Source organism: Chryseobacterium sp., assembly GCF_022869225.1.
Taxonomy (GTDB): domain Bacteria; phylum Bacteroidota; class Bacteroidia; order Flavobacteriales; family Weeksellaceae; genus Chryseobacterium.
In genome coordinates, this window is sequence record NZ_JALIHL010000001.1 from 4,687,827 (window position 1) to 4,714,336 (window position 26,510).

At 38.0% G+C, this 26,510-nt stretch carries 20 protein-coding genes; 9 read left to right on the plus strand and 11 right to left on the minus strand.

Going from position 1 to position 26,510, the window contains the following annotated elements; all coding sequences use genetic code 11:
* Positions 1 to 164: 164 nt before the first annotated feature.
* The 10 genes from MUW56_RS21930 to MUW56_RS21975 all read right to left on the minus strand — a co-directional run bounded on the left by MUW56_RS21930 (position 165) and on the right by MUW56_RS21975 (position 12,762).
* Positions 165 to 656: a hypothetical protein gene (locus MUW56_RS21930; protein WP_292015203.1), complete on the minus strand. Its 492-nt coding sequence runs from the start codon at positions 654 to 656 to the stop codon at positions 165 to 167.
* A gap of 6 nt (positions 657 to 662) precedes the next feature.
* Entirely contained in the window at positions 663 to 1,442 is a 780-nt protein-coding gene (locus MUW56_RS21935) for an RHS repeat-associated core domain-containing protein (RefSeq protein WP_292015462.1), read from the minus strand.
* A gap of 3 nt (positions 1,443 to 1,445) precedes the next feature.
* Complete coding sequence (locus MUW56_RS21940; RefSeq protein ID WP_292015204.1) at positions 1,446 to 1,793, minus strand: hypothetical protein; 348 nt, start codon at positions 1,791 to 1,793, stop codon at positions 1,446 to 1,448.
* Between the two features lies 1 nt (position 1,794).
* Positions 1,795 to 2,760 carry an RHS repeat-associated core domain-containing protein gene (locus MUW56_RS21945; protein ID WP_367118575.1) on the minus strand — a complete coding sequence of 322 codons (966 nt, stop codon included), beginning with the start codon at positions 2,758 to 2,760 and terminating at the stop codon, positions 1,795 to 1,797.
* Positions 2,730 to 3,164, minus strand: coding sequence for a hypothetical protein (locus MUW56_RS21950; protein WP_292015205.1), 435 nt, complete (start codon positions 3,162 to 3,164; stop codon positions 2,730 to 2,732). The genes MUW56_RS21945 and MUW56_RS21950 overlap by 31 nt, the downstream gene beginning before the upstream one ends.
* A gap of 5 nt (positions 3,165 to 3,169) precedes the next feature.
* Positions 3,170 to 4,036 carry an RHS repeat-associated core domain-containing protein gene (locus MUW56_RS21955; RefSeq protein ID WP_292015206.1) on the minus strand — a complete coding sequence of 289 codons (867 nt, stop codon included), beginning with the start codon at positions 4,034 to 4,036 and terminating at the stop codon, positions 3,170 to 3,172.
* Positions 4,027 to 6,657: a DUF6443 domain-containing protein gene (locus MUW56_RS21960; RefSeq protein ID WP_292015207.1), complete on the minus strand. Its 2,631-nt coding sequence runs from the start codon at positions 6,655 to 6,657 to the stop codon at positions 4,027 to 4,029. The genes MUW56_RS21955 and MUW56_RS21960 overlap by 10 nt, the downstream gene beginning before the upstream one ends.
* 6 nt (positions 6,658 to 6,663) lie before the next feature.
* Positions 6,664 to 9,930 carry a hypothetical protein gene (locus tag MUW56_RS21965; protein WP_292015208.1) on the minus strand — a complete coding sequence of 1,089 codons (3,267 nt, stop codon included), beginning with the start codon at positions 9,928 to 9,930 and terminating at the stop codon, positions 6,664 to 6,666.
* A gap of 140 nt (positions 9,931 to 10,070) precedes the next feature.
* Complete coding sequence (locus MUW56_RS21970; protein WP_292015209.1) at positions 10,071 to 11,708, minus strand: T9SS type A sorting domain-containing protein; 1,638 nt, start codon at positions 11,706 to 11,708, stop codon at positions 10,071 to 10,073.
* A 394-nt stretch (positions 11,709 to 12,102) separates the two neighbouring features.
* A complete protein-coding gene (locus MUW56_RS21975) occupies positions 12,103 to 12,762 on the minus strand; it encodes a hypothetical protein (protein ID WP_292015210.1) in 660 nt (219 codons plus the stop codon).
* A 201-nt stretch (positions 12,763 to 12,963) separates the two neighbouring features.
* On the opposite strand from MUW56_RS21975, the gene MUW56_RS21980 reads away from it, so the two are divergent.
* The gene (locus MUW56_RS21980; protein ID WP_292015211.1) at positions 12,964 to 13,671 is read left to right on the plus strand and encodes a DUF421 domain-containing protein; all 708 of its coding nucleotides are present in this window, start codon (positions 12,964 to 12,966) and stop codon (positions 13,669 to 13,671) included.
* Positions 13,672 to 13,716: 45 nt separating this feature from the next.
* Here the strand turns inward: MUW56_RS21980 and MUW56_RS21985 are convergent, their stop codons facing one another.
* Positions 13,717 to 14,925 (minus strand): MFS transporter, encoded by a 1,209-nt coding sequence (locus MUW56_RS21985; RefSeq protein ID WP_292015212.1) that lies wholly within the window; start codon positions 14,923 to 14,925, stop codon positions 13,717 to 13,719.
* Between the two features lie 36 nt (positions 14,926 to 14,961).
* On the opposite strand from MUW56_RS21985, the gene MUW56_RS21990 reads away from it, so the two are divergent.
* The 8 genes from MUW56_RS21990 to MUW56_RS22025 all read left to right on the plus strand — a co-directional run bounded on the left by MUW56_RS21990 (position 14,962) and on the right by MUW56_RS22025 (position 26,253).
* Positions 14,962 to 15,780 (plus strand): AraC family transcriptional regulator, encoded by an 819-nt coding sequence (locus MUW56_RS21990; protein ID WP_292015213.1) that lies wholly within the window; start codon positions 14,962 to 14,964, stop codon positions 15,778 to 15,780.
* A 714-nt stretch (positions 15,781 to 16,494) separates the two neighbouring features.
* A complete protein-coding gene (locus tag MUW56_RS21995) occupies positions 16,495 to 17,103 on the plus strand; it encodes a hypothetical protein (RefSeq protein WP_292015214.1) in 609 nt (202 codons plus the stop codon).
* Between the two features lie 318 nt (positions 17,104 to 17,421).
* A complete protein-coding gene (locus tag MUW56_RS22000) occupies positions 17,422 to 18,597 on the plus strand; it encodes an MFS transporter (RefSeq protein ID WP_292015215.1) in 1,176 nt (391 codons plus the stop codon).
* Positions 18,598 to 18,620: 23 nt separating this feature from the next.
* Positions 18,621 to 19,346 carry a siderophore-interacting protein gene (locus MUW56_RS22005; RefSeq protein ID WP_292015216.1) on the plus strand — a complete coding sequence of 242 codons (726 nt, stop codon included), beginning with the start codon at positions 18,621 to 18,623 and terminating at the stop codon, positions 19,344 to 19,346.
* A 54-nt stretch (positions 19,347 to 19,400) separates the two neighbouring features.
* Positions 19,401 to 19,970 (plus strand): Crp/Fnr family transcriptional regulator, encoded by a 570-nt coding sequence (locus MUW56_RS22010; RefSeq protein ID WP_292015217.1) that lies wholly within the window; start codon positions 19,401 to 19,403, stop codon positions 19,968 to 19,970.
* Between the two features lie 89 nt (positions 19,971 to 20,059).
* Positions 20,060 to 20,464 (plus strand): hypothetical protein, encoded by a 405-nt coding sequence (locus MUW56_RS22015; protein ID WP_292015218.1) that lies wholly within the window; start codon positions 20,060 to 20,062, stop codon positions 20,462 to 20,464.
* Between the two features lie 292 nt (positions 20,465 to 20,756).
* Complete coding sequence (locus MUW56_RS22020; RefSeq protein ID WP_292015219.1) at positions 20,757 to 25,094, plus strand: CusA/CzcA family heavy metal efflux RND transporter; 4,338 nt, start codon at positions 20,757 to 20,759, stop codon at positions 25,092 to 25,094.
* A gap of 7 nt (positions 25,095 to 25,101) precedes the next feature.
* Entirely contained in the window at positions 25,102 to 26,253 is a 1,152-nt protein-coding gene (locus MUW56_RS22025) for an efflux RND transporter periplasmic adaptor subunit (protein WP_292015220.1), read from the plus strand.
* Positions 26,254 to 26,510: the final 257 nt, after the last annotated feature.

Below are 26,510 nucleotides of genomic sequence, written 5' to 3' on the forward strand. Positions count from 1 at the left end.
TCATCCCAAACGGATAGTAATCGTTGCTGTCTACAATTTCAAGAGCGCCTGTGCTGGTTTTTGCAAAGCTTACCTTTGCATTTCCTAAATGATTTTTTATTGTAAACCACCGCAATTGCAGTGGTTTATTTTTATCTGCGCAAAGTCACAGACTTTGCGCTATTTTACCATATTTTTATTATTCCCCTCTGATGATTTCCAGCCCCATCTATTTTAATTCTAACAGTGTCTTTTAAATATGGTTGTTTTAAATACCCCCATACTGCATCGGAGCTATCTAATTTTTTTTTATCGTCTGGAAAAATATCTAATGATATAGAGTCTTTTTTATTTCTCTCATAATTTAAATTAAAAGGATAGTGTGAAAAATTATCTACTCTTGTATCTTCCATAGAATGATAACCATATCTAAACCCTTTCTCTATATAAGGTTTAAAAGAAAACCCTTTTAAATTAGCGGAATCAACAATTTTATATTCAAGTTCTTTTACAAAAACTTTTCTTTGTTTTGATTTTTCAATATTTGAAGTATGAACCCTATACTTCCATTTTTGATATCCATACCATCCAATAGAAGAAGAAAAAACGCCAAAAGCATAATACATTAGTATACTAAATAGAATAATGCTTATAAAAATTACAATTCCTTTTTTCATTTTGTATTATTTATAATGTTCAACTCCTTTTTCATCAATTACAGGCCCTACTTCAAGTTTTCCAACTTTACGAACTTCTATTTCTTTGTTGGAGGGAATAAAAAACCGATTATAGTAATTTATCCCTTTCTGAAGATTATCTATAATTGCATTGGGAGCAGGATTCACTTGATGTGGAACATACCAAGCATTATTGGTTCTTAAATCTACAATTTGATTAAAACAATTAAGCATTACATTTGCGCAAGATTGACCTACTACTTTATATTTCTTTGCACTTGCTGCTTCTACTGCTTTTGCTTTTATTTTTTCATCTTCTTCTCTGGTTGTTTTAACAGTAACAAATTTATCATAATGGTGTTGTTCATTAGGGTTTATAGTATTCGCCTTTAACATTGCCTGTTTAGGACTCAATCCCTTTCCTAAAAATGTTCCGATATCAGGATTTTTAGAATCGCCATATGGCTTACTTCCTTCACCTGTCCCATTCATTGAATAATAATACCAACCATCTTTTTCATTTCCTACAATAACAGCTCCATGACCGGCTACAGGTACAGCTTTAGAATCTGCGAGAAATATTACATCTCTACCATCTGGGTCAATACCATTAATAGGATCATTTACGACGTAAGCATATGGAGTGTGGCGATTAAATTTCTCTGCAAGTTCATCCACCACGCCCCATCTCCCAATATCCGGCATATAAAACCTCGCTCCATAGTCATACATTCCGCTTTCCTGCAGCTCCTTTCCGTCGTACTTATTATCATGAAGATCGAGAATTTGTTATTTTTTCTTAAACTGAATATTCTTACACTTGTTTTTCTCATACCAATCTAGCCAACCCTTTCTGTCTTTTTCATAAATTCCAGACGGATATAGACCTGCATAATTGAGTCTGCTTTCAAAAGAAACATGGGAATACTTTGAAATAAATACAAGGGATTTATTAAATTGATTGCCTTCATTTTTATTTATTAGACTATCAATAATCTTGATATTAGAAAAATATTCCTTTTTAAAGTCTAAATTTTCAATACAGTCTCCATTGACATACACATTATTGCTTTTCTTTATAGAACTAGCACAATTTAATAATAGTAACAATACTACAATAAAAAATATATTTTTCATACTATGGCAATTTTGTTTTTTTAACTGTTATCCCTCCAGTAGTATCGTTTTTCCAAATAGCTTGATTAGTTTTGGTTTTATCTTTCTCCTGGAATACTTTGATACTCATTGGTCCTTCAGTTTCTATTCTTTCATTTCCATTTACTTTACCCTCTTTCTTAAAAGCTTTTGCATGAGCCTTATTAAAATCGGTATATGTGGTATTTCCGGCAGCATCTGTTTCTGTTTTTCCTATGTCACCTTTTTTGAGTCCCATTTTAGCTTTTTCCAGCTGCTCAATATGCTCATGAGTTATAGCTCCAGCACTACTTGTACCTCCTTTTCCAACTTTGTCAAATTCTAAAACATCTGCCATATCAATCTCTCCTGTTTGAAAGCTACCAACCACAACTGATTTGTCATTTTCTACTAAATCTTGACTAACAACTTCTTTTGTGGTAATGACCTCATTATAGCTATCATAGAAAGCCTGTTGTTCTTTGGTTAAAGAAACATCTTTATTAACCATATTAAGAGTTACCTTATATGTATCTGTACCTTCTATTTTTGTGTAAGTTGCGGAATATTTACCTCCAAGTGAAGCACTCACTAAATCTTCGTAGGATTTCCGTGCCGTATCAGTTGCAAACGAAAGAATTAATTCATTCCCGTCTGGATCCATAAAAGCAATTGGATTATTTCCAGCATAGGTATAAGGTGACATTGAAAAATATTTTTCTGCTTTATTGTCTATTACACCCCACCGTCCAATATCCGGCATATACATTCTGGCTCCATAATCATACATTCCAGTCTCCTGCAACTCCTTTCCGTTGTACTTATATTTATAAGCATTCGAACTATTTGCCTGAATATTATGATCGAACAGCATTCCGAAAGGATAATAAGTATTGTTATCAACTACTTCTCTGAGAGCGGGGTTAAATCTAATTATTTTTACATAAAAGATTTTGCATTGTTTGTATATTCAATCCTATAGTGATTTTTATCTTTTCCAACATATATAAATTTATATTTAGGTAACTGTTGTTTATTTAATTTTATTATCTGCTTATTATCAATAGTAATAGTAACATCTTTGTTATTGATAATAATACAACCATCTGTAATTCCCAACATTGGTAATGTCTTTCGCTTTTTATTAAATACAATACTATCTTCATTTTTAACAGTTATAAGATTGTCAAATTCAGATGTAAAGGTTAAAAAAGATTTATTTTTATCCTGTGCATTAAATTTTTTAATCATAACTTTTGAACGTACATTCTCAACAATTTCCATCTCTGTTCCGTATATTTCTGTCGTCTTCACAGTTGAACAACCGATAAAAATAAATGAGCATAAAACTATTATTCTATTAAGTGTTTTCATCTTACTTATCTTGGCTTTTGTTGTTCTTCTACTAAGTTTATGGCATTAGTCCTTTGTTCTGGAGTTATTTTCGTTCCAGGACCGCCCTCTCGCATTAAATTATCCGGAGTGGATTTTAAAGTTGCCTTATCACTATGCTTTATTCCTAAAGTATGACCTGTTTCATGAGCTCCTGTTTTAGCAACATCAGATCTATTTTTATTGTCAAAATTTAATTGACCTGTTTTTTCATTAACATCCAATCCTTTCGTAGTAAAAACATTAATCTGAGTTCTATTCTTCTGAGTATTATCATTGTTATCTGTCATTCCATTAGTCATAGTTTGAATCAGGTAAGAACCATTTTCATCCACTCCTTTAAAATCATCTACATTATTAGTGTCATAAGCAATGTTATAATCCCAAACCATAGTAGATTTATCACTCTGGCTAAAAGTAATATTAACCTGATTTCCGCTAGCATCTTTTCCACCAAAAGAAGAAACAATTTGAGCCTCACGTTCTTGAAGCAGTGTAGACATTTGTGAATTAGAAAGAGCTCCTGCCGTATTATTTACAGGCTTGTACGTAAGATGTAAATCAACAGTTTTGTTTTCTAAATTTCTACTTGCTACCCATTCCAGGCCTTCTAATTCTCTACCATCAACAACTCTATTTTCAGAAAAGTTATAATGTGACTGATAAGAATACTTTTCAGAAAGAGGATCAATATTAAAGAATCTTCCCAAGTCAGGCATGTAATTTCTCCATTTAAATGAGTAAAAACCGGTCTCTTGTAACTCTTGTCCTTGGTACTTATACTGATACGCATTCTGAGTGGTAGCTGTATAATTATGCAGTAACCCAAAAGGATAATAATTATTCACTTCCACAATCTCTCAGGTTTCCAATAATCAATACAGATGGGCAGCTCAAATGGAGGGTTGTAGTTCCCGCTGCATTGCTGGACAAAGTATTGTCTTGGCTGGATAATACCGTCTTTATTGGTATCCGTATAGCTTAATCTTATATTGCCTAAATGATCCGTAAAGTTGTAGATGTATAAATTACTAAGCGCATCATAATATCCTTCGGAAGTAGGAATGATCCGTAGTTTCATTACGGCAACTTCATTGGGGTCAGGGAGCGTCATGACTTCTCCTGTTCCTTCCTCTGAAGGCTTGGTAGACTTATACTGGAACCCGTCCAGATAATCTGTTTCTATATCTCCAAAGAGCTTCTTCACTTTTACGCCGTCTGCCCTGTAGGTATAATGGGTGACCTTAGAGTTTTGGGTAATCTGTTTGGGTAAATTTAAATAATTATATTGAATGGAGGAAATCCCTTTATCGGCATGACCGGTCATGTTTCCATTCCCATCAGCACTGCCATTATCATATTCAAGGGTATTGGGAGTGGTTATATATGGATAGCCCAAAGGGTTCTGCTGTTCATCGGTTATTTTATTCAGCCTGTTTCCTGTGTAATCATATTTCAGATTGTCTATGACAGTGGCAAAGGTATTGCCGGATAAAACGCCTTCTGATCTTTTCAGCCTGGTAATATTGCCGTTTAGATCATACTCCATTTTTTCAAAATATTCTCCGGAGGCTTCACTTCCTGATTGTTGATAGAACCCTGCGGAAAGCCTGTTCAGGGAATCATACACGTAACCGTATCTTTTTAAGGGTTCATTTTCCTGAGTTAAGGTTTTCCAGGACACTTCGGCTATATTCCCATTGTATTGGGGAAGCACTTTCAGGGAAGGGTCTAATGCATCGGGAGTTTCTAATCCCTCAACTGTATTGTAGTTGATCTTATATCCGAAAAGATCATTTCCCAGAATCGAGGGATCATTGATCTGGGTCATCCACCCTCTGATATTGTACCTATAATCAATGGTCTGCAAGGGTGTTGCTGAATGTATTCCGCCTACTTTTTTACTCTCTAATTGGGAAAGTTCATTGTATTGGTTCCGGGCCAGAATCTCATCCGGATTGCTGTCTACTTTATGCTTGTGTACAAGAAGTCTGTTCTGGTCATCATACGTAAAGCTTTCTGTAATAATCCTTTCTGTATCCGTATTCAACCTTTTATGCTTTGTAATAACAGTTTGTGGTACCCCTGCAAAATCCAGCAGAGATTCTGTACGGGTATAGCCTCCCAGATGGTTGATGGAATGGGTACCAATGACTCTTGCTTTGTCATCGTAATAGGTGTAGGTCTTGCTCCAGCTGTCATCTTCGATATTCTTTACCAAACTCATCACGGGTAGGCCTTTGGTGCTTCTTCCTGCTGATGAAGGGGTATCGGTTAAGGTAGGCCTGCCCTGAATGGTGGTTGGGAAAGAGGGATTGAAATTGTATTGCGGATAAGTATCATAATAGTTGACACTTAAAACCGTTTCAATATCAAAAAAATATCCATTGCTGTACTGAACCGGCATCCCGTTTTTGGTAAATCCTGTACTGCTCCTGTTCTCCACTATTATGAGATTCCCTGCCTGGGACTGCATGCTGCTTCTGCTTCCTCCGGCAATGATCCCTGTATAAGCCACTCTCCCGAATGGGTCATATTGGGTAATCAGCCATTTGCTTTTCTCCCGCATATTGGCATCCTGGGTCATGATAAGCCTCTCCGCCTGATCATACACCATATATTCCCAGCCTTTTCCAGGCAGTTTTTTCTCTACCAAACGGTTTCTCCCGTCATAGCGGTACTGATAATACAGGTTTTCTACGGCAGCCGGTTCCACAGTGGGAGCGGAAGCCAGTGGAGGGATTACAAAGGACAGCTGGTCATATTCATTGTAAACATAGTACGTATCTGCATTTTGGGCAGCGCTCAGTACTTTTCTCACTAACAAAAGCTGTCCTCTGCCGTTTTTGAATTCTATGGTTTTGTTGCCGTCTTCATCAGTAACCATGTTTTTATACAGCTGTCCTGCTCCAAAATACTGAAGCAGCTGGACATTGCTTTGAGTCCTGCCTTCAAGCCAGCTGGTGCTGGTTTCGTACTTTCTCACGTAATCTTCATGGAGATTGGCATCATAGTCAAATTTAACGGGTTTATCACTCCAGGCATTTCCTACCTGGATCTGCTGCCGGATCCTGTCCAATGGTGAGTTTTCCAAAACTTTTTCAGAATAAATCTTTTCCTGGCTATAGAGATCCGGCCGGGAAGCATTGGTTAATGGAGAGGTGTAAATTGCTCCGTTTTGAGTCTCCTGCTGGGGAACGGGTAAAAATTCTTTTACCTGTCTTCCAAAATCGTCATATTCAAAATGAGTCACCACATCTCTGCCCAATGGCGAGGATTTGACATTCACGACCTGCTTGGGTCTTCCCAGGCCGTCAAAATACTGAACCATTTCTGAGGTTTTGGGATTGGCAAGTGTAGGGTCTGAGAGGTATGTTTTGGTATAAACGTAATTTTCTGCAGTGCTCGGATTGGCCTGGGCATGGGCCAACCCGGTTATCAGCAAACCACTCATTGGAATCATTATTTTTTTCATCAGTTCTTAGTTTTTATAATGGTACTTCAATTCTTTCAATACTTTTCCATTCACATCTACCACTTTTTCAAGCCGGTTGGCGGAATCATATTGGTAGACCTCTCTTATTCCTGATGGGGGAGTGATACTCGTTACTCCGATTAAAGGGTCATAGGTAAACGTACTTATCTGGTAGGCTGATAAACTGGAATTGTTCCTGAATTGATCCAGTGTGGCAATAAGTACCGGCTCATTAGCCGGATTGGCTGCATCTGCATCCGAAGCGGAAACCAGCCCAGGAATAAGTCCCAGACCTGACAACTGATCATAAGTAGCTCCTTTCACTCTGGCAATAGGCAGGGTTTGGTTGTATCCCCAGATAATAGTTACAGGAATTCCTTCTTTGGTAGTATACTGAAGTAAGTTTCCTTTGTCATCATATTTATCGTAGGTAATATCTGTTGATGGAATATGCTGAAGATCATAGGATAATACCGAACTTGGAAACAAATGAGAAGGATCATCATATAAAGTTTCTTCTTTACTCACTATTTTATTATTGTTTTTAACTTCGGTCTCTAATGGAATGCCAATCATATTGGCATCGATTAATCTTTGATTTGCCTTTTCAGTAGCATATTTATAGTTTGTTATATTAATGCTTCCATCCTGAAAATTTTGAGTGATTGCGGTTGGATAATCATTCGAATTATAGACATTGTCAGTTGTAGATGAAATTACACTTTGTACTCCGTTTTTGTAGAAATATGATTTTTCAATTCTTTGTGTTGGTAACGTTACTCCAAAACTTTCAAAATTCTTGTATGGATCTGTCAACGCAAAACCAATTCCGATTTTATTAACCATTTCCTGATAACTACTGAAAGAAAAAAGCTCAGATATCATATTGTTGGCATAGTTATCTTTTAATTTAACCCCATCATTTTTTTGATATACTGAAGTGGTATAATCTGTTGTCACTTCTGATAGCAGATTGTTACCTGTATCATATTTTTTATCGGAAATCAATTGCCCTCTTAAATAATCCTGGTTAGGAATAGGAATAGGTGTCAATTGAACTATAACAGTCGCATCATTTGGGTAATCAATAGGGGATCTGAAATTATAAACTGTTTTCCCTTTTTTGTTATTATTGGTATCTATCTGTTCTACACTTATGTATTTATATCCAACGTCAGAACTTTGCGTTTTTTGTACGGGTAAGATGTTGTAATCTGTGGTGATATCAAATTCTGCACTATATGATATGGTAAAATTATTGTATTTATTCTGATATGAATAAGGATTAGTAAGCCTGAATATAGGCTCAGGGAAAACTAAAGCCCCACTGCTTCTTTGGGTATCATCAAGGTTTGTGTAGTTATATACATATTTTTTTGATACCATACCTGATGCAGGATTTTCAAGATAAGATATATCTTTAATTCTGATTCCTCCACCTTTCTGTACTTTAGCATTCACATACGTAGTCTCCGTAGTATGGGCAATAAAAGTATCACCTGTCTGATCAGGATTTGATGGTCCGAAATCACCAGCCAGGGAAGCGTAATAAACACCTGGTTCAAGATAAACAGTCTTATTAAATTCTGATATTACCTGACCATCAGGGTTTGGATTGACAACCAGACAAGCTGGCGGCTGAACCTTATTACAGGTCTGCGCTGCATAACCAAATTCATATACAGCCGGTGAAAAGGTTCCATCTGTATTTTTCTTATAGAGTTTGAACTGCCAGTTAAAATAGATCAGATTCCCTAAAAAAAGATCAAGACTAACGGTCTGAGCTGATTGAATGGTGAAAAACTGTTGCTTAGTAGGACCAAACTGTAAAAAACTGATATCTGAATCAAAACTGTTGGTTACATTATATCCTGCTACAGGTACCATAAGGTCAGTGCTTGTTGGATGATAGCTGTATTCATTTTCATCAAAATTAAATACGACTTTACCTTTAGTAGGATATGTGATTGATTTTATGACATCGGTCACAATATCATTATTCAAACTCAGATCTGAAGCTTTGTAATACCCCCAGTCATCCTTTTTCAATAAAGAAGAATTTCCGTTATATTCTAAAAGGTAATCAGAGTTTTGAGTACTTGGGGAAATTTTGGTTACTTTTTTCAGTACCATTTTCTTCAGTAACTGGGGTCCATTATATGGCTGAAAATTTGTATTGGTATAATCATAATCGAAAATGTATTTATCCGTATATTGTGAAGCGGACTGCCCCCAATAATTAGTTTGGATAGATTTTAATTTATACAAATTGGCGGGTTCTGTATAGTTGGAATCCTGTCTTCCCTGTTCATAATTAAAATATATGGTACCTCTTCCTCTTACATCAATACTTGTCAGTAAACGTGTCTGGGAAGTAGTATATATTATTTGACGTTCAAAGGCTCCCGGCATACTGCCATCTGGGTTTATTTGCTGTCCTCCTGTCTGATCTGTGTTATTGTTATAGTTAACATTCTTTGCAATCCTTCTGGTAGTAGTAGGTGTTTCCTGATATTTTACCTCTGATGCAAGATCATATTTAAATTCAGCCAAATTAACATTACTATGATCATTAATTTTTACTAAATGGAATGAGGTGTAATAATCTCCTAATTCAAGACTGGGATTAAATTCTTCCTGCCCTGTAGTCAATCCTGTTTTTATAGTAGAAATACCTTTTTGAGATGTTTCCATTGCATTGAAAATATATTTGATCCCTTTATCATCTATGATGGTAAATGAGTTGATAACCCCTGTAGCGGCATCCTTACTACAAGTGATCTTAAGGTTATTTTTATCCAGCTTTTCAGCAGTATAAGTTCCATCCAGATTCTTTACGACATAAAACCTTCCTGACTTATCCATGAAATTATACTGATACAGATCATATTCTGTATCAAATTTCCCAATTCCAGCATCGAATCTATAATCATTAAAGTTGAAAGAATTATCGTTATTAAGAATTTTATAAGTAGGATTATAAAAATGATTGTAAATCCCATACTTAACTTTTGGAGACGTTGAGAATGCTATTGTCCTATTTTTTTCATCAGGACCGCCTCCACGTACAGTTCTTGAAATAGTCCCTCCAGCTATTAAACTCCATCCTAAACCTGCTTCTCCAGCTTTATCGTCTGGTTTAGCATTTAATGAGTGATATTTTAATTGTACATTAAGTTTTACATTCGAGTTATTGGTAGGAATATTGACTAATGGAATATTAATATCTGGAATTCCTGTATAATAACTGACAGGCACTTCCTCAAATTTCATTAGATTATTTGATGTAGGGGCAGGGGGAAACATTTCATTAATATTCCCAACATAACTTTTAGCGTCCGAAGATGAGGATTGCGCAGCTATATTATACGTTATAAATGGTAAGATTAAAATTAGTACATTTTTCTTCATGATTATTTCTTAATAAGTTTAGCATTCGCCGTCTTGTTATTATCTGTCTTGATAGTCACCAGATAAGCCCCCTGAATCAAAGGCTGGGTGTTGATCTTGGTCACCGTGTTTTTGGTCTTCAGATGCTGAACCTGTCTTCCGCTCATGTCATAAACTACAATCTCGGCTTCCTTAAACTCAAAGCCGATTTCTACATAAGCATAGTCGGATACCGGGTTCGGATAGATTTTGATGTCGTATTTCTGGATCAGATCTTTCACCTGCTTATCACCCAGCTTCACGATCTTCCAGTTCTCTTTGCCCAATTCTTCGGCGCTGGTTCCTGCCAATATAATAGAACCGTCCCTGTTCAGCCTGATATCTGAAAGTCTTTCTTCTCTTCGTCTCGAGTCTCCATTCACATGTTTTCTCCACTGTTCATTCCCGTTTCCATCCAGATACAGCATCCAGAAGGTTTCATCATCTTTTTCTATTCTGCCTTCCGCCTGAGTATAACCGCCTAACAATATTCCTTTGGTGATGTCTTGATTCTTGATTCCTGGATCTTGACTCTGTATTACACTCATTCCCATCAGGATATCCCGGTTCTTAAAATTGTAGGATTTCTGCCACTGCTCGTCTCCTCTTTCATTCAAAGCGATCAGCCAGAGATCTGTGCCTTCTTCTATCCCTACGGTTTTATTGCCGGATCTTTCAGATCGGGATTCTCCGCCAATGATAAAACCTCCGGCAGCTAAGGCCAGGGTTCTGATATGGTCATCCGCTTTTCCGCCGAAGTTTTTTTCCCATTCTACTTTCCCGGTCTTATCCAGTTTTACGATCCAGTAGTCGCCTTCACCGAAATTGCTGCTGGATTTTGGCATTTGGCTAAGGGCTGCTGAGGAAGCAGGCTTTTCAGCCGAAACAGGATTAGTCGTTGCTGATTGAGAATTACTCATGTAAGCGCCGCTTCTGGAATAGATGCCCAGCAATGCGCCGCCGTCTTTCGTGGGAATCATCTTTTCGACTTCATCCAGCCCTCTTCCGCCTAAGATCAGCTGGGAAAGTTCTTTGCCATCTTTGTCAAGCCGGATGATCCATACATCTTTGGAACCGTAGCCTTTGGAGGAGTTTTGCACATTCCCTGCTACAAAGAATCCTAAGTCTGTAGTTTGGATCACCGCTCTGGATTCTTCGTCCGATGAAGTTCCCAACGTTTTCTGCCACAGCTCATCTCCGAATTCATTCATTCTTATCAGCCAGATATCTGATCCGCCTCTGGATTCTTCTTTTTTATCGAGCCCTTTCCCCGAATAGGAAGTTCCCGCAACAAGAAATCCTCCTTCCCGGGTGGTAACGGCAGCGGATAAGTAATCATGGTTCTGGCCGGAGAAGTATTTTTCCCAAACTTCGTTCCCTAGCTGATCAAGCTTCACCAGATGGAAATCATAACCGTTGTTTTGCTTACTTCCAGTCTCAGGCTTCCCGCTTCCTGACTGTATACAGCTTCCGGTAATTAAATACTGCTGGTCTATGGTAGTGGTCACCTGGCTTAGAAAATCCTGCGTCGAGGATCTGATGTCTTTCTGCCAGATCACTTCCTGGGCAGATAGGACAGAGAATGTGCATACTGTATATGCACAGAAATAAAGTTTTTTCATATTTTGAGTTTCCGTTAATCTATCGTCCTGAAAACTAATATTTTTCAATAATACCACGCAACAGAAATCCTTAAACAGTGAATTTTCAATAAATATTCCGTAATATTGGAGTAAAATTTTATCTGATACTAATTTTGTATAGCTTAATTTTCGAAATCAACCTTCAAAAACCCATTGAACAGATTAGATATCAGATGATAGCACTAAGGTTATTTTAACTTTTTAAATAAGCTACAGGCTTTGCCCGATGATATTGATAGGATCATAAGAGGTTATAAATCCAAAAAACGAATTCGTAAAAATAAAACCGGCACTTATTTCCGGCATAGGGATTTATTGAACGCCCTAGTTATCAACAGACCGCTTATTGGATCATTATTTTTTTCAACAGCTCTTAGTTTTTGTAGTGGTATTTGAATTCTTTCAAGACTTTGCCGTTAACATCCATGACCTTTTCCAGCCTTTTGGCAGAATCGTATTTATAAATTTCCCTGATTCCCGATGGTGGTGTGATGCTGGCTACCCCGATGAAAGGATCGTACGTATAGGTAGTGATCTGATAATTGTAAAAGCTGCTGTCTTTTCTGAAATTATCCAATACGCTCAGAAATGGAGTTTCATCACTATTAGAAGCTGCTGCATCAGTATTGGAGGCAATAACGATGTTATCAATCAATGATTGTGTAATATCCGATAATTTTGCACCCTCTATTTTAGCAATAGGAAACGTTTGGTTGTAGCCCCAAATTATAGTGACAGGAATACCATCTTTTGTCGTGTATTGCTCCGGATTTCCTTTTGAATCATATTGATCATAAGTGACTTTTGTTGAAACAGTATTGTTTTGTAAGTCATAAGATAATACAGAGCTTGCTAAAAGGTTGGTAGCATCATCATATTTGGTCTCAGACCTGGATATTATTTTTCCAACATCACTTACATTTTTTTTACTGGTGATGGTTGTTTCCAATGGGATATTGATCATATGAGCATTAATCAGCTTCTGATTGTCTTTTTCATGAGCGTAAAGATAGGTTGCCTCACTTACGGTCAAATCCGGGGAAGTAACTCATTTGGAAACAGTAAGCCATTGTAAGGAAGATAGAATCTTTATTCAGGAAAGAATTATGCAAAAGGGATGCGGAGACCAATGCTTTATCCTGAAAGATGGCGAAGAAGTTACCTTAGATTTCAAAGTATAGCCATACCCAGCTGGGTATGGCTTATTTTTTGGATTCTTGCTGATAAATAATGTATGCTGTCAGTTTTTCTGTTACATCTTGATTGGAAAGAATTATTATTGGGACACGAAGAATGGTCTTTTCTTTTAGAAATCATCCTTCGTACCATGATCATGTTCCTGGCTATTATTATCGGACTGAGAATTTTAGGCAAAAGAGGGGTTAAACAGCTTTCTATTTTCGAGCTGGTTGTCATCATTGGCTTGGGATCTGCAGCCGGAGATCCCATGTTTAATAAAGATGTAGGGATCATTTCTTCCCTTATTGTTTTTATTGTTATCATTCTTCTGTATACAATTGTTACCTTTTTTATTGGAAAAAGCAAAAATTTCGAGAAGCTGGTTGAAGGAAAATCCGTCTGCCTGATAGAAAACGGTGAATTTTCCATCAAAAACTTTCAAAAAGAAAATTTGGGGAGCGACGAATTTTTTGCAGAACTTAGATTAAAAGGAGTTTCTCAGCTTGGACAGATTGAAATGGCTATAGAAGAAATTTCCGGCGAGATCAGTGTGTTCTTTTTTGAAGATCAATCTGTAAAACATGGACTTCCCATTATGCCTGATTCTTTAAACAATCCTTTACAATATCTTCCTGCCGAAGGATATTATTCCTGTACGTTTTGTGGACATACAGAGCATAAAAAAACAGGCAGCGCAGGACGTTGTCCAAACTGTAAAAAAGACGAATGGGTAGAATCCAGCAACAAGAGACGGGTAACTTAAAAACCTGATCTTGCTGGCAGGAAACTCCTTCTGTATGCTATTTATTTAATTATCTTCCACACATTTATTTCTCGCAGCCTTCATTCCAAAGTAAAACATCAGCACTACTGCAGTACTCAGAAAATAAAAGGACATATTCCATGAAACATCCCAATCATGCAGTTTTCCAAATACCGGTGGACCGAATGCAGCAATCAGGTAACCTACAGACTGGGCCATTCCGGAAATTTTCACAGCATTGATACTGCTTTTGGTTCTTGTAGAAAAAAACAGGATTGACAGGCTGAAAGATAGGCCATTGGAAATCCCTATGATAACGGCATTCACATAGATCCATTGGGCTTTCAGCAGGACAAACATCATCGTACTACCCAACATTAAAGCACATATAAAGAAAATCATGATCCTCTGATCTTTCAGTTTGCCGGCAATGATAGGACAGCAGAATGTTACAGGGATCATCGTGATCTGAATCACAAAAAGTACCCATCCTGAACTATCGCCCGGCATATGATAGTCTGTAAGGAAAGAAGGAAGCCAAGCCACCATACAGTAATAAAATAAAGACTGCAATCCCATAAAAACACTGATATTCCATGCCTGTGCAGACTTAAACATATTAAAATCAGAAGAGCTCAGAACTGCCTTGGGAATATCTGCATTCTTTTTATTGAAAATAAGTTCCAGAATTAAGACCAGAAAACCCAGAGCAGCAATCACCAGCCAGATTCCCAAAGATCCACGCCATCCCAATCCTGTCCATTCTCCGATTTTCACACTGAAACCCGAAGCCAATGCAGCCGTAAGATTCATGGATACGGCAAAAATCCCGGTCATAAGTCCAATCTGCCGCGGAAAATTGTTCTTTACATAGCCCGGTGTGACCACATTTCCTATACAAATTCCTAATCCGATCAATAAAGAACCCAGAAACAGCAGCCAAAGTGATCCTGTGATACGGAGAAACAATCCGGAGCTCAAAATAATCAGTGAGTACATCAAAAGTTTACTGATCCCAAGCTTACCTGAAAACCGGCTCACCAATACCGAGCAGACTGCAAACATAAACAGCGGAATAGACGTAAGCAGGCTGACCTGAAAATTATCCAGCGTCATAGCATCTCTTATATCTCCCAGTACAGGAGCAACGGCAACAATAGGGGAGCGGAGATTGCTTGAAATAAGAATAACCACCAAAACATTAATAATCAATAAAACATACGAAGCATTCTTTCTGACTTCATTCTTCATCATGATAAAAAACTTTTGTACAAAATTAACACAGTAATTTTGTTTAATTTTGCCAAAGTTTTAACCCAAAACGACATGAATGCTCATGATACCATAGAAATAGATGAATTAAGCAAACCTTATTTTGTATGGTTTGAAGAAAACTGGATCCATGATGACCTCCTTCATCAACATCAAAAAGGACAATTGGTTTATGTAGAAAGCGGTTTTCAATACATTACCATTCAGGAACGGATCTATCTTCTTCCACAGAACCATGCAGTATGGATTCCTCCTCATACCATTCATAAGACCAATTCCCATTCTGAAAAGATTAAACTGATGATCATGTTTGCCAATATTGAAAAAGAAGACCCTTTTTACAGCACTGTCAATGTATTTTCTGTTCCACCTGTTCTCCGGGAAATGATAAAATACGCCGAAAGATGGTCCAAGCTGATGGTAAAGGATAACGATGAAACTGTATTTCTGAAAGCGCTCTTCAATGAGCTGCCTCATTTCGTAGAACATTCCCTGAAACTCCATATTTGTCTTCCCAGAGATAAACGCCTTACGAAAGTCATTGAATATGTCCATCATCACTACCGGGATGAGATTAAAATGGACCGTTTAAGTGAAAATGCACTATTATCATTGCGTTCCCTCGAACGGATCTTTAAAAAGGAAACAGGATTGACCTTAAGTAAATACCAGCAGATGCTCCGGATCATCAAAAGTCTGGAGCTTTTAAGTTCGGAGACGCTTACCATTTCTGAAACAGCCTATGAAGTGGGGTATAAGAGTGTACAGGCTTTTACCAGGAGCTTTCAGACCGTAATGCAATTCCGCCCTACAGACTTTTTGAAAAATATTAAATAATATTGAAATTATATAGAATAAATTTAATCAATCAAAGAAATTGATTAAGCTACATATTCCACTCCAATAAAGTATGCTGATTGAAGCCGTTTCAAATGTATCGTGATGAACGCAATGGTAAATAATGAAGAATAGTAATGATTTGATTTCCAAATAGTATTTGGCAGGCTCATAATGACAAATGCCTAATTTTTGACTTTTGAGACAGCCTCTTATAGGTAGTATTGAATACATTTCCATATCAACATCAAATCTTCAATTATACAGTCATATAAAACAAAAAGGCCTCCAAGAAAGGAGACCTTAAAAAAACACAAATGATGAAAAAAAATTATTTCGATCCACAAATATAAGCAAAATATACATTATGCAAAACATCATATGTGTATTTTTTTTAAAAATTATTGATTTATTAAAAAAACAATTATCCATTAACAGAAGTGAATTTTCTTTATGATTCTGTAATTTGGCTCTACAGCTGCATCAAACCCATAAAACAGCATATTTCCATACTCTTTAAATCAATTAAAAAAATGATTTTTGTTTAAATTTTTCTCATGCCTATGAGATGTTTTAAGCAGTTGATGGTGCTTTGGATGGGGCATTCCTGAAATAATAAGATTTAATAATAAATTTTCAATCAAATTCTCCATTGTGATTATACTCATAAAAGAAGAGGTATAGATTTCTTTTATTTGTTTTAAAACAGACCGAATGAAACCAAAGCAAATAAAGGGAGTACCCCGGCAGAAATCCGGTGGTTTTCATGACACTGAAAGCCAAAAGCAATTTGAACAGGCCATTATTCCGTTACAATATGAAATACTAAAAAAGAGATTTTTTGCGATCAATAAATGGAAGAGCTATTGTGGAGAGGCCTTTGCCGAATTTAAACTTCATGATTTCAATGGTGATCCGGTCGATCGGGAACCCCAAAAAGGAGATTTTGTAAGAATTGATATTCCCGGACCCGGAGAAACCGAAGCAAAAGGATACGACTGGGTCGAAATTACAGATCTCTGCTATTACCAGGATACTGTCTCGGAAAGCATAACGATGACCTGCAGGCCATCCAAAGATCCTAAGAATGATAAAAACACCCATATTGCCCACTTTTATAATGCCGGAGCCACTTCCACATTTATGATTTACAGAAATCCTTCCCATCTAAAGGCTGCGGTGTACGGACGGAATGAATCTCCTAATTTCAATGCAAAATTGATCGATATCATCAGAAATATAATGACCGCTGCCGGAGGAATAATGGGAATCGCCAAAATCCAGTGGAAACAGCTGACTGATGGATTCTTAGATTTTGATTAAAAGAATATTGCTTCTTTTTGAGGTAGGGCTGGTCGTCCTGACCACAAGCATACAGAATGGAAAAAGCATATTTTGAGCTGGAATTAAAACTTGCATAGCATCAGAAGCAAGGATTAATGAAAGCTTACCACTACCTTGGAAACCATACGGAAAAAGAGTCGGAGCTGGATTTCCGCACAACCATTGTTCACCACTCAATAGAAACCATGGATCATTATTCTGAAAAATGATAAGTCTTTTTTTCTTTTTTGATCTAAGTCAAAGTTTGGTATTGCCCGTAAAAAGACCTTTGCACACGAATATTTAACACAAAAATTTATGAGTGCAACATTAGGGAAAGGACAAACCATTAATTTCTACAAAGCAACCACTCCCATCATTATTTCAGTATTTGGAGTATATCTTACGATAGGGATTGCTTTAGGAGTACTTCCGAAGTTTGTCCAGAACAATTTAGGATTTGACAGTGTTATGGTAGGCCTTGTCATTGGCCTTCAATCATTGTCAACACTTCTTACCCGGGCTTATTCCGGAAAAATAACCGATACCCAGGGAGCAAAGAGCAGTAAGATGTCCGGGGTTTTATTAGCTGTCGCCGCCGGTGCTATGTATATTGTAGCGGTATTTTTTCAGGCAAACAAATTTTGGGCTCTTTCTTTTTTATTGATGGCTAGGATTGTGCATGGAATAGGAGAGAGCTTTCTGGTAACAGGCGCATTAACCTGGGGAATAGGTCTTGCAGGACATTCCAATTCAGGAAAAGTAATGACCTGGAACGGGATTGCCATGTATGCCGGAATTGCTATCGGAGCGCCATTAAGCATTTGGATCAGTAGAGAATACGGCATATTGCCTGCATTTTTTCTTATTGCCTTGCTTCCGTTAGCGAGCTGGCTGTCTACAGTAAAACTCCCCTCTGTTCCAGCCGATAAAGACTATATCAGAACTCCTTTTTATAAAGTCATCGGAGCAATATCGGGGCAGGGATTGAGCCTGGCATTTTCTTCAATGGCCTTTGGGTGTATTGCTTCCTTTATTGCTTTATTTTTTACCGAGAAAAATTGGGGCGATGCTTCACTGGCATTTATGGCCTTTGGAATATGCTATGTACTCACCAGAATTTTCTTCGCCTCTTTTCCTGATAAATACGGAGGTTTCAGAATTGCTTTGATCTCTTTGATCATCGAAATAACAGGTCAGATACTGATCTGGACATCAGTTTCCGGCACTGCTGCTATTGTTGGGTGTGGGTTGACAGGAATGGGGTTCTCATTGGTTTTTCCTGCTTTAGGTGTTCTGGCCATACAAAAAGTAAAACCGCAGATGAGAGGAACCGCCCTCGGAGCGTATGTTGCTTTTGTCGACCTTTCATTGGGATTAGCCGGACCATTGGCAGGATTGATCGCTGGATGGTTTGATTACCAGGCGGTCTATTTATTTGGAGCAATCAGCTGTGTGCTTTCAATGATCGTTTTGCTATTTAACAAAAAATAATAATATACATGATAACGGATTCAATGATAACCAAAAAAATACGTTCAGTATTCAGTGTTAAAAATAAAAGTTTTCTTACTCCGCATCTTATCCGGGTGGTATTTGAAATGAATGAAGATCAGGTTAAATTGCTGGCCTGCGTACAATCCGGTTATAATAATAAACTCTTTATTCCGTCTGTAGAAAAAGGGAGCGAGCCCATTATCAGAACTTATACCAACCGAAAGGTTGATCTTAAAAACAGGGAGCTTACCATTGATTTTGTTGCCCACGGAGAAAATGGTCCTGCTTCGGCCTGGGCATTAAAAGCCAATCCGGGCGATATATTGGAAATAGGGATGAAAGAAAGCACAAAACCATTAGTTCCTGATGCTGACTTCTATCTTTTTGTAGGAGATTCAACGGCCTTACCTGTTATTTGTTCTATCGTGGAACAGCTTCCGTCTTATGTAACGGCAAAAATAATATTGGAAGTTCATGATAAAAAAGATGAACTTATCCTCTGTTCTGCAGCAGATGTATCTGTTGAGTGGCTTCACAATTCCCATCCGGAAAAAGGAAGCCTTCTCGCAGATCTTACCAGGCGGGTAGAATTCCCTTCCGGCATACTGAAAGAATATATTTATATCGCTGCCGAATACACGACCGTGCATCAACTCAGGAATTATTTCAAAACATATTTAAACTGGGATCCGCAGGGGATCTATGCCTGTTCTTACTGGCGGGCCGGCCAGGCAGAAAATCGATGAATAATGTAAGGTGAAAAATAGTAAGCAACGCCATTTATTACTACTTTTGCTCACATGCAGGAACTTTTAACTTCATATATTACAAGTAAAATATCGGTAACGGATAAAGAGTTGGATGTTATTCTTTCTTATTTCAGACCCGTTCAATTAAAAAAGAATGAAATGCTTCTTGCCAACGGGCAAAACAGTCAGAGAACTTTTTTCGTAGTGAATGGCTGTCTCCGGATATTTTTCATCAATGAGGAAGGCCAGGATTCTACAAGATATTTTGCCTTTGAAAACCAATTTGCCACTGCATTAGTCAGTTTTATTACTTCTGAACCCTCCGAGGAATTTATTCAGGCTGTGGAGGATTCAGAAGTATATTATATTACCCACAAAAACTTCTATCATCTGCTGGATATCATCCCTCAGTGGGAAAAATTTTACAGGATCTATCTTGAGACGGCTTATGTAAACAATACGAAAAGGCTGATGTCTTTCCTCGTTCAGGATGCTCTTGAAAAATACCGCCAGCTGCTGGATGAAAATCCTGTTGTTGTCAGAAGACTTTCTAACAAAATGGTTGCTTCTTATCTCAATATTTCCCAGGAAACCTTAAGCCGGTTAAAATCCAGGCTCTGAATAATGTACTTCAGATTCAGTTTTTTTCCAGTGCTGCGTTTCTTTTGAACCTGTATTAAATCAGGGAAATTAAAAGAAAATTAATACAGATGCCCTTTTTAGAAAAAAAATTAAGCCCTATATTTGCAGGAATGTTAAAATGGTTCTCGATATTATGCTCGATGATGTATGTACTGGCTACCACCAATGCGGGGGAAGTACTGAAAGTACCTATGTTTGTGGAACATTTTATGGAATATCACGGAAGTTTTTCAGAATTTGTCATGGAACATTATGACAATCATAAGAAAGATTCTGACTGGGATACCGACCAAAAACTGCCTTTTATCAATCCTCCTATTGTATTGACTGTGCATGCCCAGCTTCCTGAGCTTAGTTTTGAAATAAAAAAACCTAAAGAGATCAGGGCTTCTCAAAAAAACAGCATCTATAAAGAAAAGGGATTCTCAAACCTTTATCTTTCCCGAATTTTCCAGCCTCCGCGGCTTTCTTAACTGATTTCAAATTGAAAATTAATGCTTTGAATATCTGTTCAAAGTAACCAATTGCTTATTACATATCAATTAATCCGTTGGGTGTTATAGCTGTATGCTTTACAAAAGTCAAAAAAGCTTTATTTAAATACTTTAGAGCACTTCAGTAAGTTTAAATAAGGCGACATAAGAAGTTCATGCAAGAAGAAAATCAAAGATTCTCAAACTTAAGTCTTATTGTGTCTTTTGCTTAAAAATTAAAGTGTAAACCGCTTTTATAAAGCATCCCGGGTTATCCAATAATAATTTTTTCATGTTAAATAAAATTATTGAGTTTTCTGTCAAGAATAAACTCATTATTGCTCTGTTTACAGCAGGTCTCATCCTTTTTGGAGTATATGAAACCACTAAACTTCCTATTGATGCTCAACCGGATATTACCAATAACCAGGTTCAGATCATTACCACAGCACCTTCATATGGGGCAGCTGATATAGAACGTCTTGTCACATTTCCTATTGAACAGGCTGCCAGTAATATCAGTGGAATCACCGAACTCCGGAGTCTTTCCCGGTTTGGACTTTCGCTGGTAACCGTAGTTTTTGATGATAATACCGATGTATATTGGGCCCGCCAACAGGTTCAGGAACGCCTGCAGCTTGTTCAGGACAATATCCCTGCCGGAATCGGAAAACCGGAACTTGGACCCATTTCTACAGGATTGGGAGAGATTTTCCAATATGTGGTAAGAGCCAAGAAAGGCTATGAAAATGTATATGATGAAACTGAACTCAGAACCATTCAGGATTGGGTGGTAAGACGTCAGTTACTGGGAACTAAAGGGATAGCCGATGTGAGCAGTTTCGGGGGGAAACTGAAACAGTATGAAATAGCAATAAATCCAAATAAACTTCAGGCATTCAATATCAATATCAATGATGTTTTCGCTGCTTTGGAAAAAAACAATCAGAATACCGGGGGAGCCTATATTGAGAAGAAAGAAACCGTCCTTTTTATCCGGAGTGAAGGACTCTTAGGCAGTACCGGTGATATTGGAAGCATTCAGGTAGCTGAAACCAAGGAAGGTATTCCTGTTCACATCAAGGATGTTGCGTCTGTGAAGATCGGATTTGCCACAAGATACGGTGCAATGACCTATAATGATACCGGAGAAGTATCCGGAGCTATTGTTTTGATGCTTAAAGGTGAGAATGCGAATGAAGTGATCGCCAATATCAAACAAAGGCTGGAAAAAATCCAGGAGTCTTTACCTGAAGGTGTAGTGATAGAACCCTTTCTGGACCGTGCAAAAATGGTCAACAATACCATCAGCACAGTAAAGACCAATCTGATGGAAGGTGCCCTGATCGTGGTTTTTATTCTCGTATTATTTTTAGGGAACTTCAGGGCAGGACTGCTGGTCGCTTCTGTGATTCCTCTGGCAATGCTTTTTGCCATTATTATGATGAATATTTTCGGTGTTGGAGGTAACCTGATGAGTCTGGGAGCCCTGGACTTTGGCCTTATTGTAGACGGGGCTGTTATTATTGTTGAAGCCGTTCTGCACCAGCTTTCCCATAAAAAGCACTTCGGAAAGGAGAATATGCTAAGTAAAAAGGAGATGGACGGGCAGGTTTCCAGCTCTGCTGCCAAAATGGTCAACAGTGCGGTTTTCGGGCAGATCATCATCCTGATCGTATACCTTCCGATCTTTACACTTCAGGGGATTGAAGGTAAAATGTTCAAACCTATGGCCCAGACCGTAGCATTTGCACTGATTGGTGCGTTTATCCTTTCTCTGACTTATATTCCGATGATGAGTGCTCTGGTGCTGAGCAGAAAGAAAAAGGAAAAAGACAATATTTCAGACAGGGTAATGGCCAAAGTAGAAAGAGGCCATCAGAAACTCCTGATGAAAGCTCTTCAATACAGAAAAACAATTATCATCAGTGTATTGATCCTTTTCACGGGGGCAGTATACACGCTATCAAAAATGGGAGGGGAATTCATTCCGTCTCTTGAAGAAGGAGATTTTGCCGTTGAAATGAGGATTCTTCAGGGAAGCAATATTAATGAAACGAAAAAAGTAACCACACAGGCGTCCGGCATCCTGCTGAAACAGTTTCCCGAAATACAGAAGATCGTTGTGAAGATCGGTAGCGCTGAAATCCCTACGGAACCTATGCCTATGGATGCAGGAGATATGATTATTGTTTTAAAACCTAAAAAAGAGTGGACATCTGCAAAATCATTCCCTGAACTTTCTGAAAAGATGAGTAAAGCTTTAACCGTTATCCCGGGATTAACGACCAGTTTTCAGTTTCCTGTGCAAATGCGTTTCAATGAACTGATGACCGGAGCAAGGCAGGATGTGGTATGTAAAATTTATGGGGAAGACCTCGATAGTCTTACAGTTTATGCAAAAAAACTGGGGAGTATCATCAATACGGTAAAGGGAGCTCAGGATCTTTATATAGAACCGGTTGAAGGGGCACCACAGGTGGTTATTGATTACAATCGTTCAGAATTGTCACGCTATAATATTTCTGTTGAAGAGATCAACAGAGTTATTAATATGGCTTTTGCCGGGCAGACCGCAGGTGCTTTATATGAAGGAGAGAAAAAATTTGATATTGTTATCAGAATGGACAGCGAATATAAAAGAGATTTGACAAGCATCCAAAACCTGTTGGTACCCATTGCCTCGGGAGAGCAGATCCCATTATCCCAACTGGCTAAAGTAGAGCTTAAAAACAGTCCGAACCAGATTCAACGGGAAGATACCAAAAGAAGGATCATCGTGGGCTTTAATGCAAGAGGAAAGGATGTGCAGACTATTGTAGAAGAACTTCAGCAGAAAGCAGGCAAAAACCTAAGGTTCTCCCCTGGATACACTATTTCCTATGGCGGTACATTTGAGAATTTAAATGAAGCAAAAGCAAGACTCGGTATTGCAGTGCCTATTTCTTTGGTCATGATCTTCCTGTTGCTGTTCTTTGCTTTCAGATCTGTAAAACACAGTCTGCTGATCTATACGGCCATCCCGTTATCTGCCATTGGCGGAGTTTATTTTCTCGCACTAAGAGGAATGCCTTTCAGCATCAGTGCCGGAGTAGGATTTATCGCTCTGTTTGGAGTTGCCGTACTTAACGGAATCGTTTTGATATCAGAGTTTAACCGATTGAAAAATAACGGAATACGCAATACCAGCAGAATCGTCCTGATGGGAACAAGAATCAGGCTTCGTCCGGTTTTAATGACTGCCTTTGTGGCTTCTTTGGGATTCTTACCCATGGCCCTGAGCAGCGGAGCAGGAGCTGAAGTTCAAAGGCCGTTGGCTACCGTTGTGATCGGCGGGCTGATGCTGGCAACTCTTTTAACCTTATTCGTACTTCCCATTCTCTACGTCTTATTTGAACATATTAATACAGGTAAAATGAAATTTTCTAAAAAAATAAACTTTAAAAAGCGGTCTGTTTTCTTGGTATTGCTTTCTTTCGGAAGTTTCCAGGCTCAGGAGAACATTACCTATGAGCAGGCTTTGGAAAAAGCTTTTCAGCAGAACGGAACCCTTAAAAACTCAAAATTAATATCAGAATACCAGGAAAAATTAAAGGCCGGTTATCTGGATATCCCTCAATTGGAAGTTACCGGCGGATTCGGACAAATTCAGGGTGAAGAAACCGATAACTCATTCGGAATCTCCCAAAGGTTCAGTTTTCCTACGGTCTATTCAAAAAGAAAACAGATGCTGGATGCAGAATGGACCGCAAGTATAATCAATCAAAGCCTGACAAAAACTCAGCTGACCAAAGAAGTCACTGATGTTTTCTATAGAATTCTGGTGCTTCAGGAGAAGAAAAAGGTCTTGGAATATATTAGCAGGCTGTATAACAATTTTGCCGAGAAAGCAAGCTTGAGATTAAGAAAAGGGGAAGCCAATATCCTGGAGGAATCTACTGCTGAAATTCAGAATGAACAGATCAAGGTGCAGCTGAACACGCTTGAGAATGACTTGAATATCTCAAAACTTCAGCTTCAGCTGCTCCTTCAGTCTGAGCAGTCTTACCAACCTGTTGCCGACAAACCGACAATGGATATCAGTCTTCAGATTTCAGAAGATAGGGTAAAGCAGCATCCTGAGCTTCAGTACCTGCAACAGCAGATCAAAGTGGGAGAGGCACAAGTACAGCTTGAAAAAAGCAGATTACTTCCTGAACTTCTTATAGGGTACACCAATCAGAGTATGAAAAACATTAACAACAACCGCTTTAATTCAGTACAGGTTGGTGTTGGAATCCCATTATTTACAAAAGGGCAGAGAGCATTGGCAAAAGCAGCACAGGCAAAGATTGCCATTTCTGAAAATCAATATTACAGAAAAGAAATTGAACTTAAAAACAGGCTGGGACAGCAACTCAATACCTATATAAACCAACAGAGAATCATTGAAAATTACGAACAAAAACAGCTCCCAAAGTCTGAAATTATTTTAAAAACCGCCCAAAAACAGATGGAAGCCGGAGAAATTGATTACCTGAACTGGGTTATTTTGGTCAATCAGGCTGTAAAAACAAAAGTGGATTACATTGATCAACTGGAAAGACTCAATCAGATCGGGGCGGAACTTAATTTCTTAATTTCAAAATAACAGCGTCATGCATTTCAAAAAAATATCAATATACAGCCTTTCTTTGGTTCTTATTTTATCTTCATGTTCAGGAAAAAAAGAGGAGGAAAAAACCGTTTACGAAAATACAAAGTTTAGTAAAAGTACTGAAAACACAGTACATCTTACAGAAAAACAGCTTCAGTCTGTAGGAATAACAGTGACATCGGTGCAGAATAGGAATATGGAAAAACTGGTACGGCTGAATGGAAAAGCTGAGATCGCACCTTCCCACATCAGCTCTGTTTCCAGTATTATGGGAGGCCATATCAAGTCTATCCACGTGATCAATGGAAGCCATTTCAAAAAAGGACAGGTGCTGGCAGTGGTGGAAGATCCGCAATTCATCCAGCTCCAGCAGGATTATCTGGTAACAAAGGCCCAGCTTGAAGCAGCAAGACTGAACTTCAACCGCCAAAAAGACCTTAATACCAGCAAAGCCAGCAGCGACAAGACCATGCAGACCGCCCAGGCAGAATATGCCACTCTGAACGCCACGTTAAAAGGACTTGAAGAAAAACTGCGGATCATAGGGATCAGTGCTAAAGGATTAACAACCGGAAACATCAGAAGCAGAATCAATATTTATGCGCCATTCAGCGGTTTTGTGAGTAAGATTCTGGTGAATAACGGGCAGTACATCAATCCTGCCGACACCTTATTTGAACTGATCAACCCTGTCGGCTTACTGTTAGAATTAAAGGTTTTTGAAAATGATGTGAATGATGTAAAAGTAGGCCAGGAAATTTTAGTTTACAATAATCAGAATCCTGATGTCAGGTCAAATGCCAAAATTGTCAGTGTTGTTCCCAGTATTGAAAACGGAGGTTCTGCGACAGCAGTAGCAAAACTTTCTTCCGTACATTCCGAGTTTGTAAAAGGAATGTACATCAATGCCGAAGTAAACATCAGCAGCCGATATACCATGGGATTGCCGAATGAAGCTGTCGTTTCTTTTGAAAATAAAAATTACGTTTTTGAAGATCTCGGAAAGTCAAATTATAAAATGATTCCGGTAACCACCGGAATTTCAGATGACCAATTCACAGAGATTTTAAAAGCAGACTTTTTAAAGGATAAGAAAATCGTACAGAAAGGAGCTTACAGTCTTCTGATGATGCTTAAGAATAAGGCAGAATAATTAACCCTATATTGTATTGTCAAAGGCCGTTCAACATAAATGAAACGGCCTTTTTTGTACTCATTTTTTTTAATAAAAGCAGAAAAGACCTTCTGGAACAGGAATGTAAAGTGGTATAGCCACAAATAGATAAATAAAATAATCCGGGCATTCGTGGACTGTACATAATGATATTTAACATATTTTCAATATTGCAGTTAGTATTTAATGCATAATTAATTTTAAAATAATACATTTAGGCAGTGAATTAGTTTTTT

Bases quoted from the DNA above. Each gene is read 5' to 3' on its own strand.
- MUW56_RS21930 (WP_292015203.1), bottom strand. From the start codon at position 656: ATGAAAAAAGGAATTGTAATTTTTATAAGCATTATTCTATTTAGTATA.
- MUW56_RS21940 (WP_292015204.1), bottom strand. From the start codon at position 1,793: ATGAAAAATATATTTTTTATTGTAGTATTGTTACTATTATTAAATTGT.
- MUW56_RS21950 (WP_292015205.1), bottom strand. From the start codon at position 3,164: ATGAAAACACTTAATAGAATAATAGTTTTATGCTCATTTATTTTTATC.
- MUW56_RS21960 (WP_292015207.1), bottom strand. From the start codon at position 6,657: ATGAAAAAAATAATGATTCCAATGAGTGGTTTGCTGATAACCGGGTTG.
- MUW56_RS21965 (WP_292015208.1), bottom strand. From the start codon at position 9,930: ATGAAATTTGAGGAAGTGCCTGTCAGTTATTATACAGGAATTCCAGAT.
- MUW56_RS21970 (WP_292015209.1), bottom strand. From the start codon at position 11,708: ATGAAAAAACTTTATTTCTGTGCATATACAGTATGCACATTCTCTGTC.
- MUW56_RS21980 (WP_292015211.1), top strand. From the start codon at position 12,964: ATGCTGTCAGTTTTTCTGTTACATCTTGATTGGAAAGAATTATTATTG.
- MUW56_RS21985 (WP_292015212.1), bottom strand. From the start codon at position 14,925: ATGATGAAGAATGAAGTCAGAAAGAATGCTTCGTATGTTTTATTGATT.
- MUW56_RS21995 (WP_292015214.1), top strand. From the start codon at position 16,495: ATGAAACCAAAGCAAATAAAGGGAGTACCCCGGCAGAAATCCGGTGGT.
- MUW56_RS22000 (WP_292015215.1), top strand. From the start codon at position 17,422: ATGAGTGCAACATTAGGGAAAGGACAAACCATTAATTTCTACAAAGCA.
- MUW56_RS22005 (WP_292015216.1), top strand. From the start codon at position 18,621: ATGATAACCAAAAAAATACGTTCAGTATTCAGTGTTAAAAATAAAAGT.
- MUW56_RS22010 (WP_292015217.1), top strand. From the start codon at position 19,401: ATGCAGGAACTTTTAACTTCATATATTACAAGTAAAATATCGGTAACG.
- MUW56_RS22015 (WP_292015218.1), top strand. From the start codon at position 20,060: ATGCCCTTTTTAGAAAAAAAATTAAGCCCTATATTTGCAGGAATGTTA.
- MUW56_RS22020 (WP_292015219.1), top strand. From the start codon at position 20,757: ATGTTAAATAAAATTATTGAGTTTTCTGTCAAGAATAAACTCATTATT.
- MUW56_RS22025 (WP_292015220.1), top strand. From the start codon at position 25,102: ATGCATTTCAAAAAAATATCAATATACAGCCTTTCTTTGGTTCTTATT.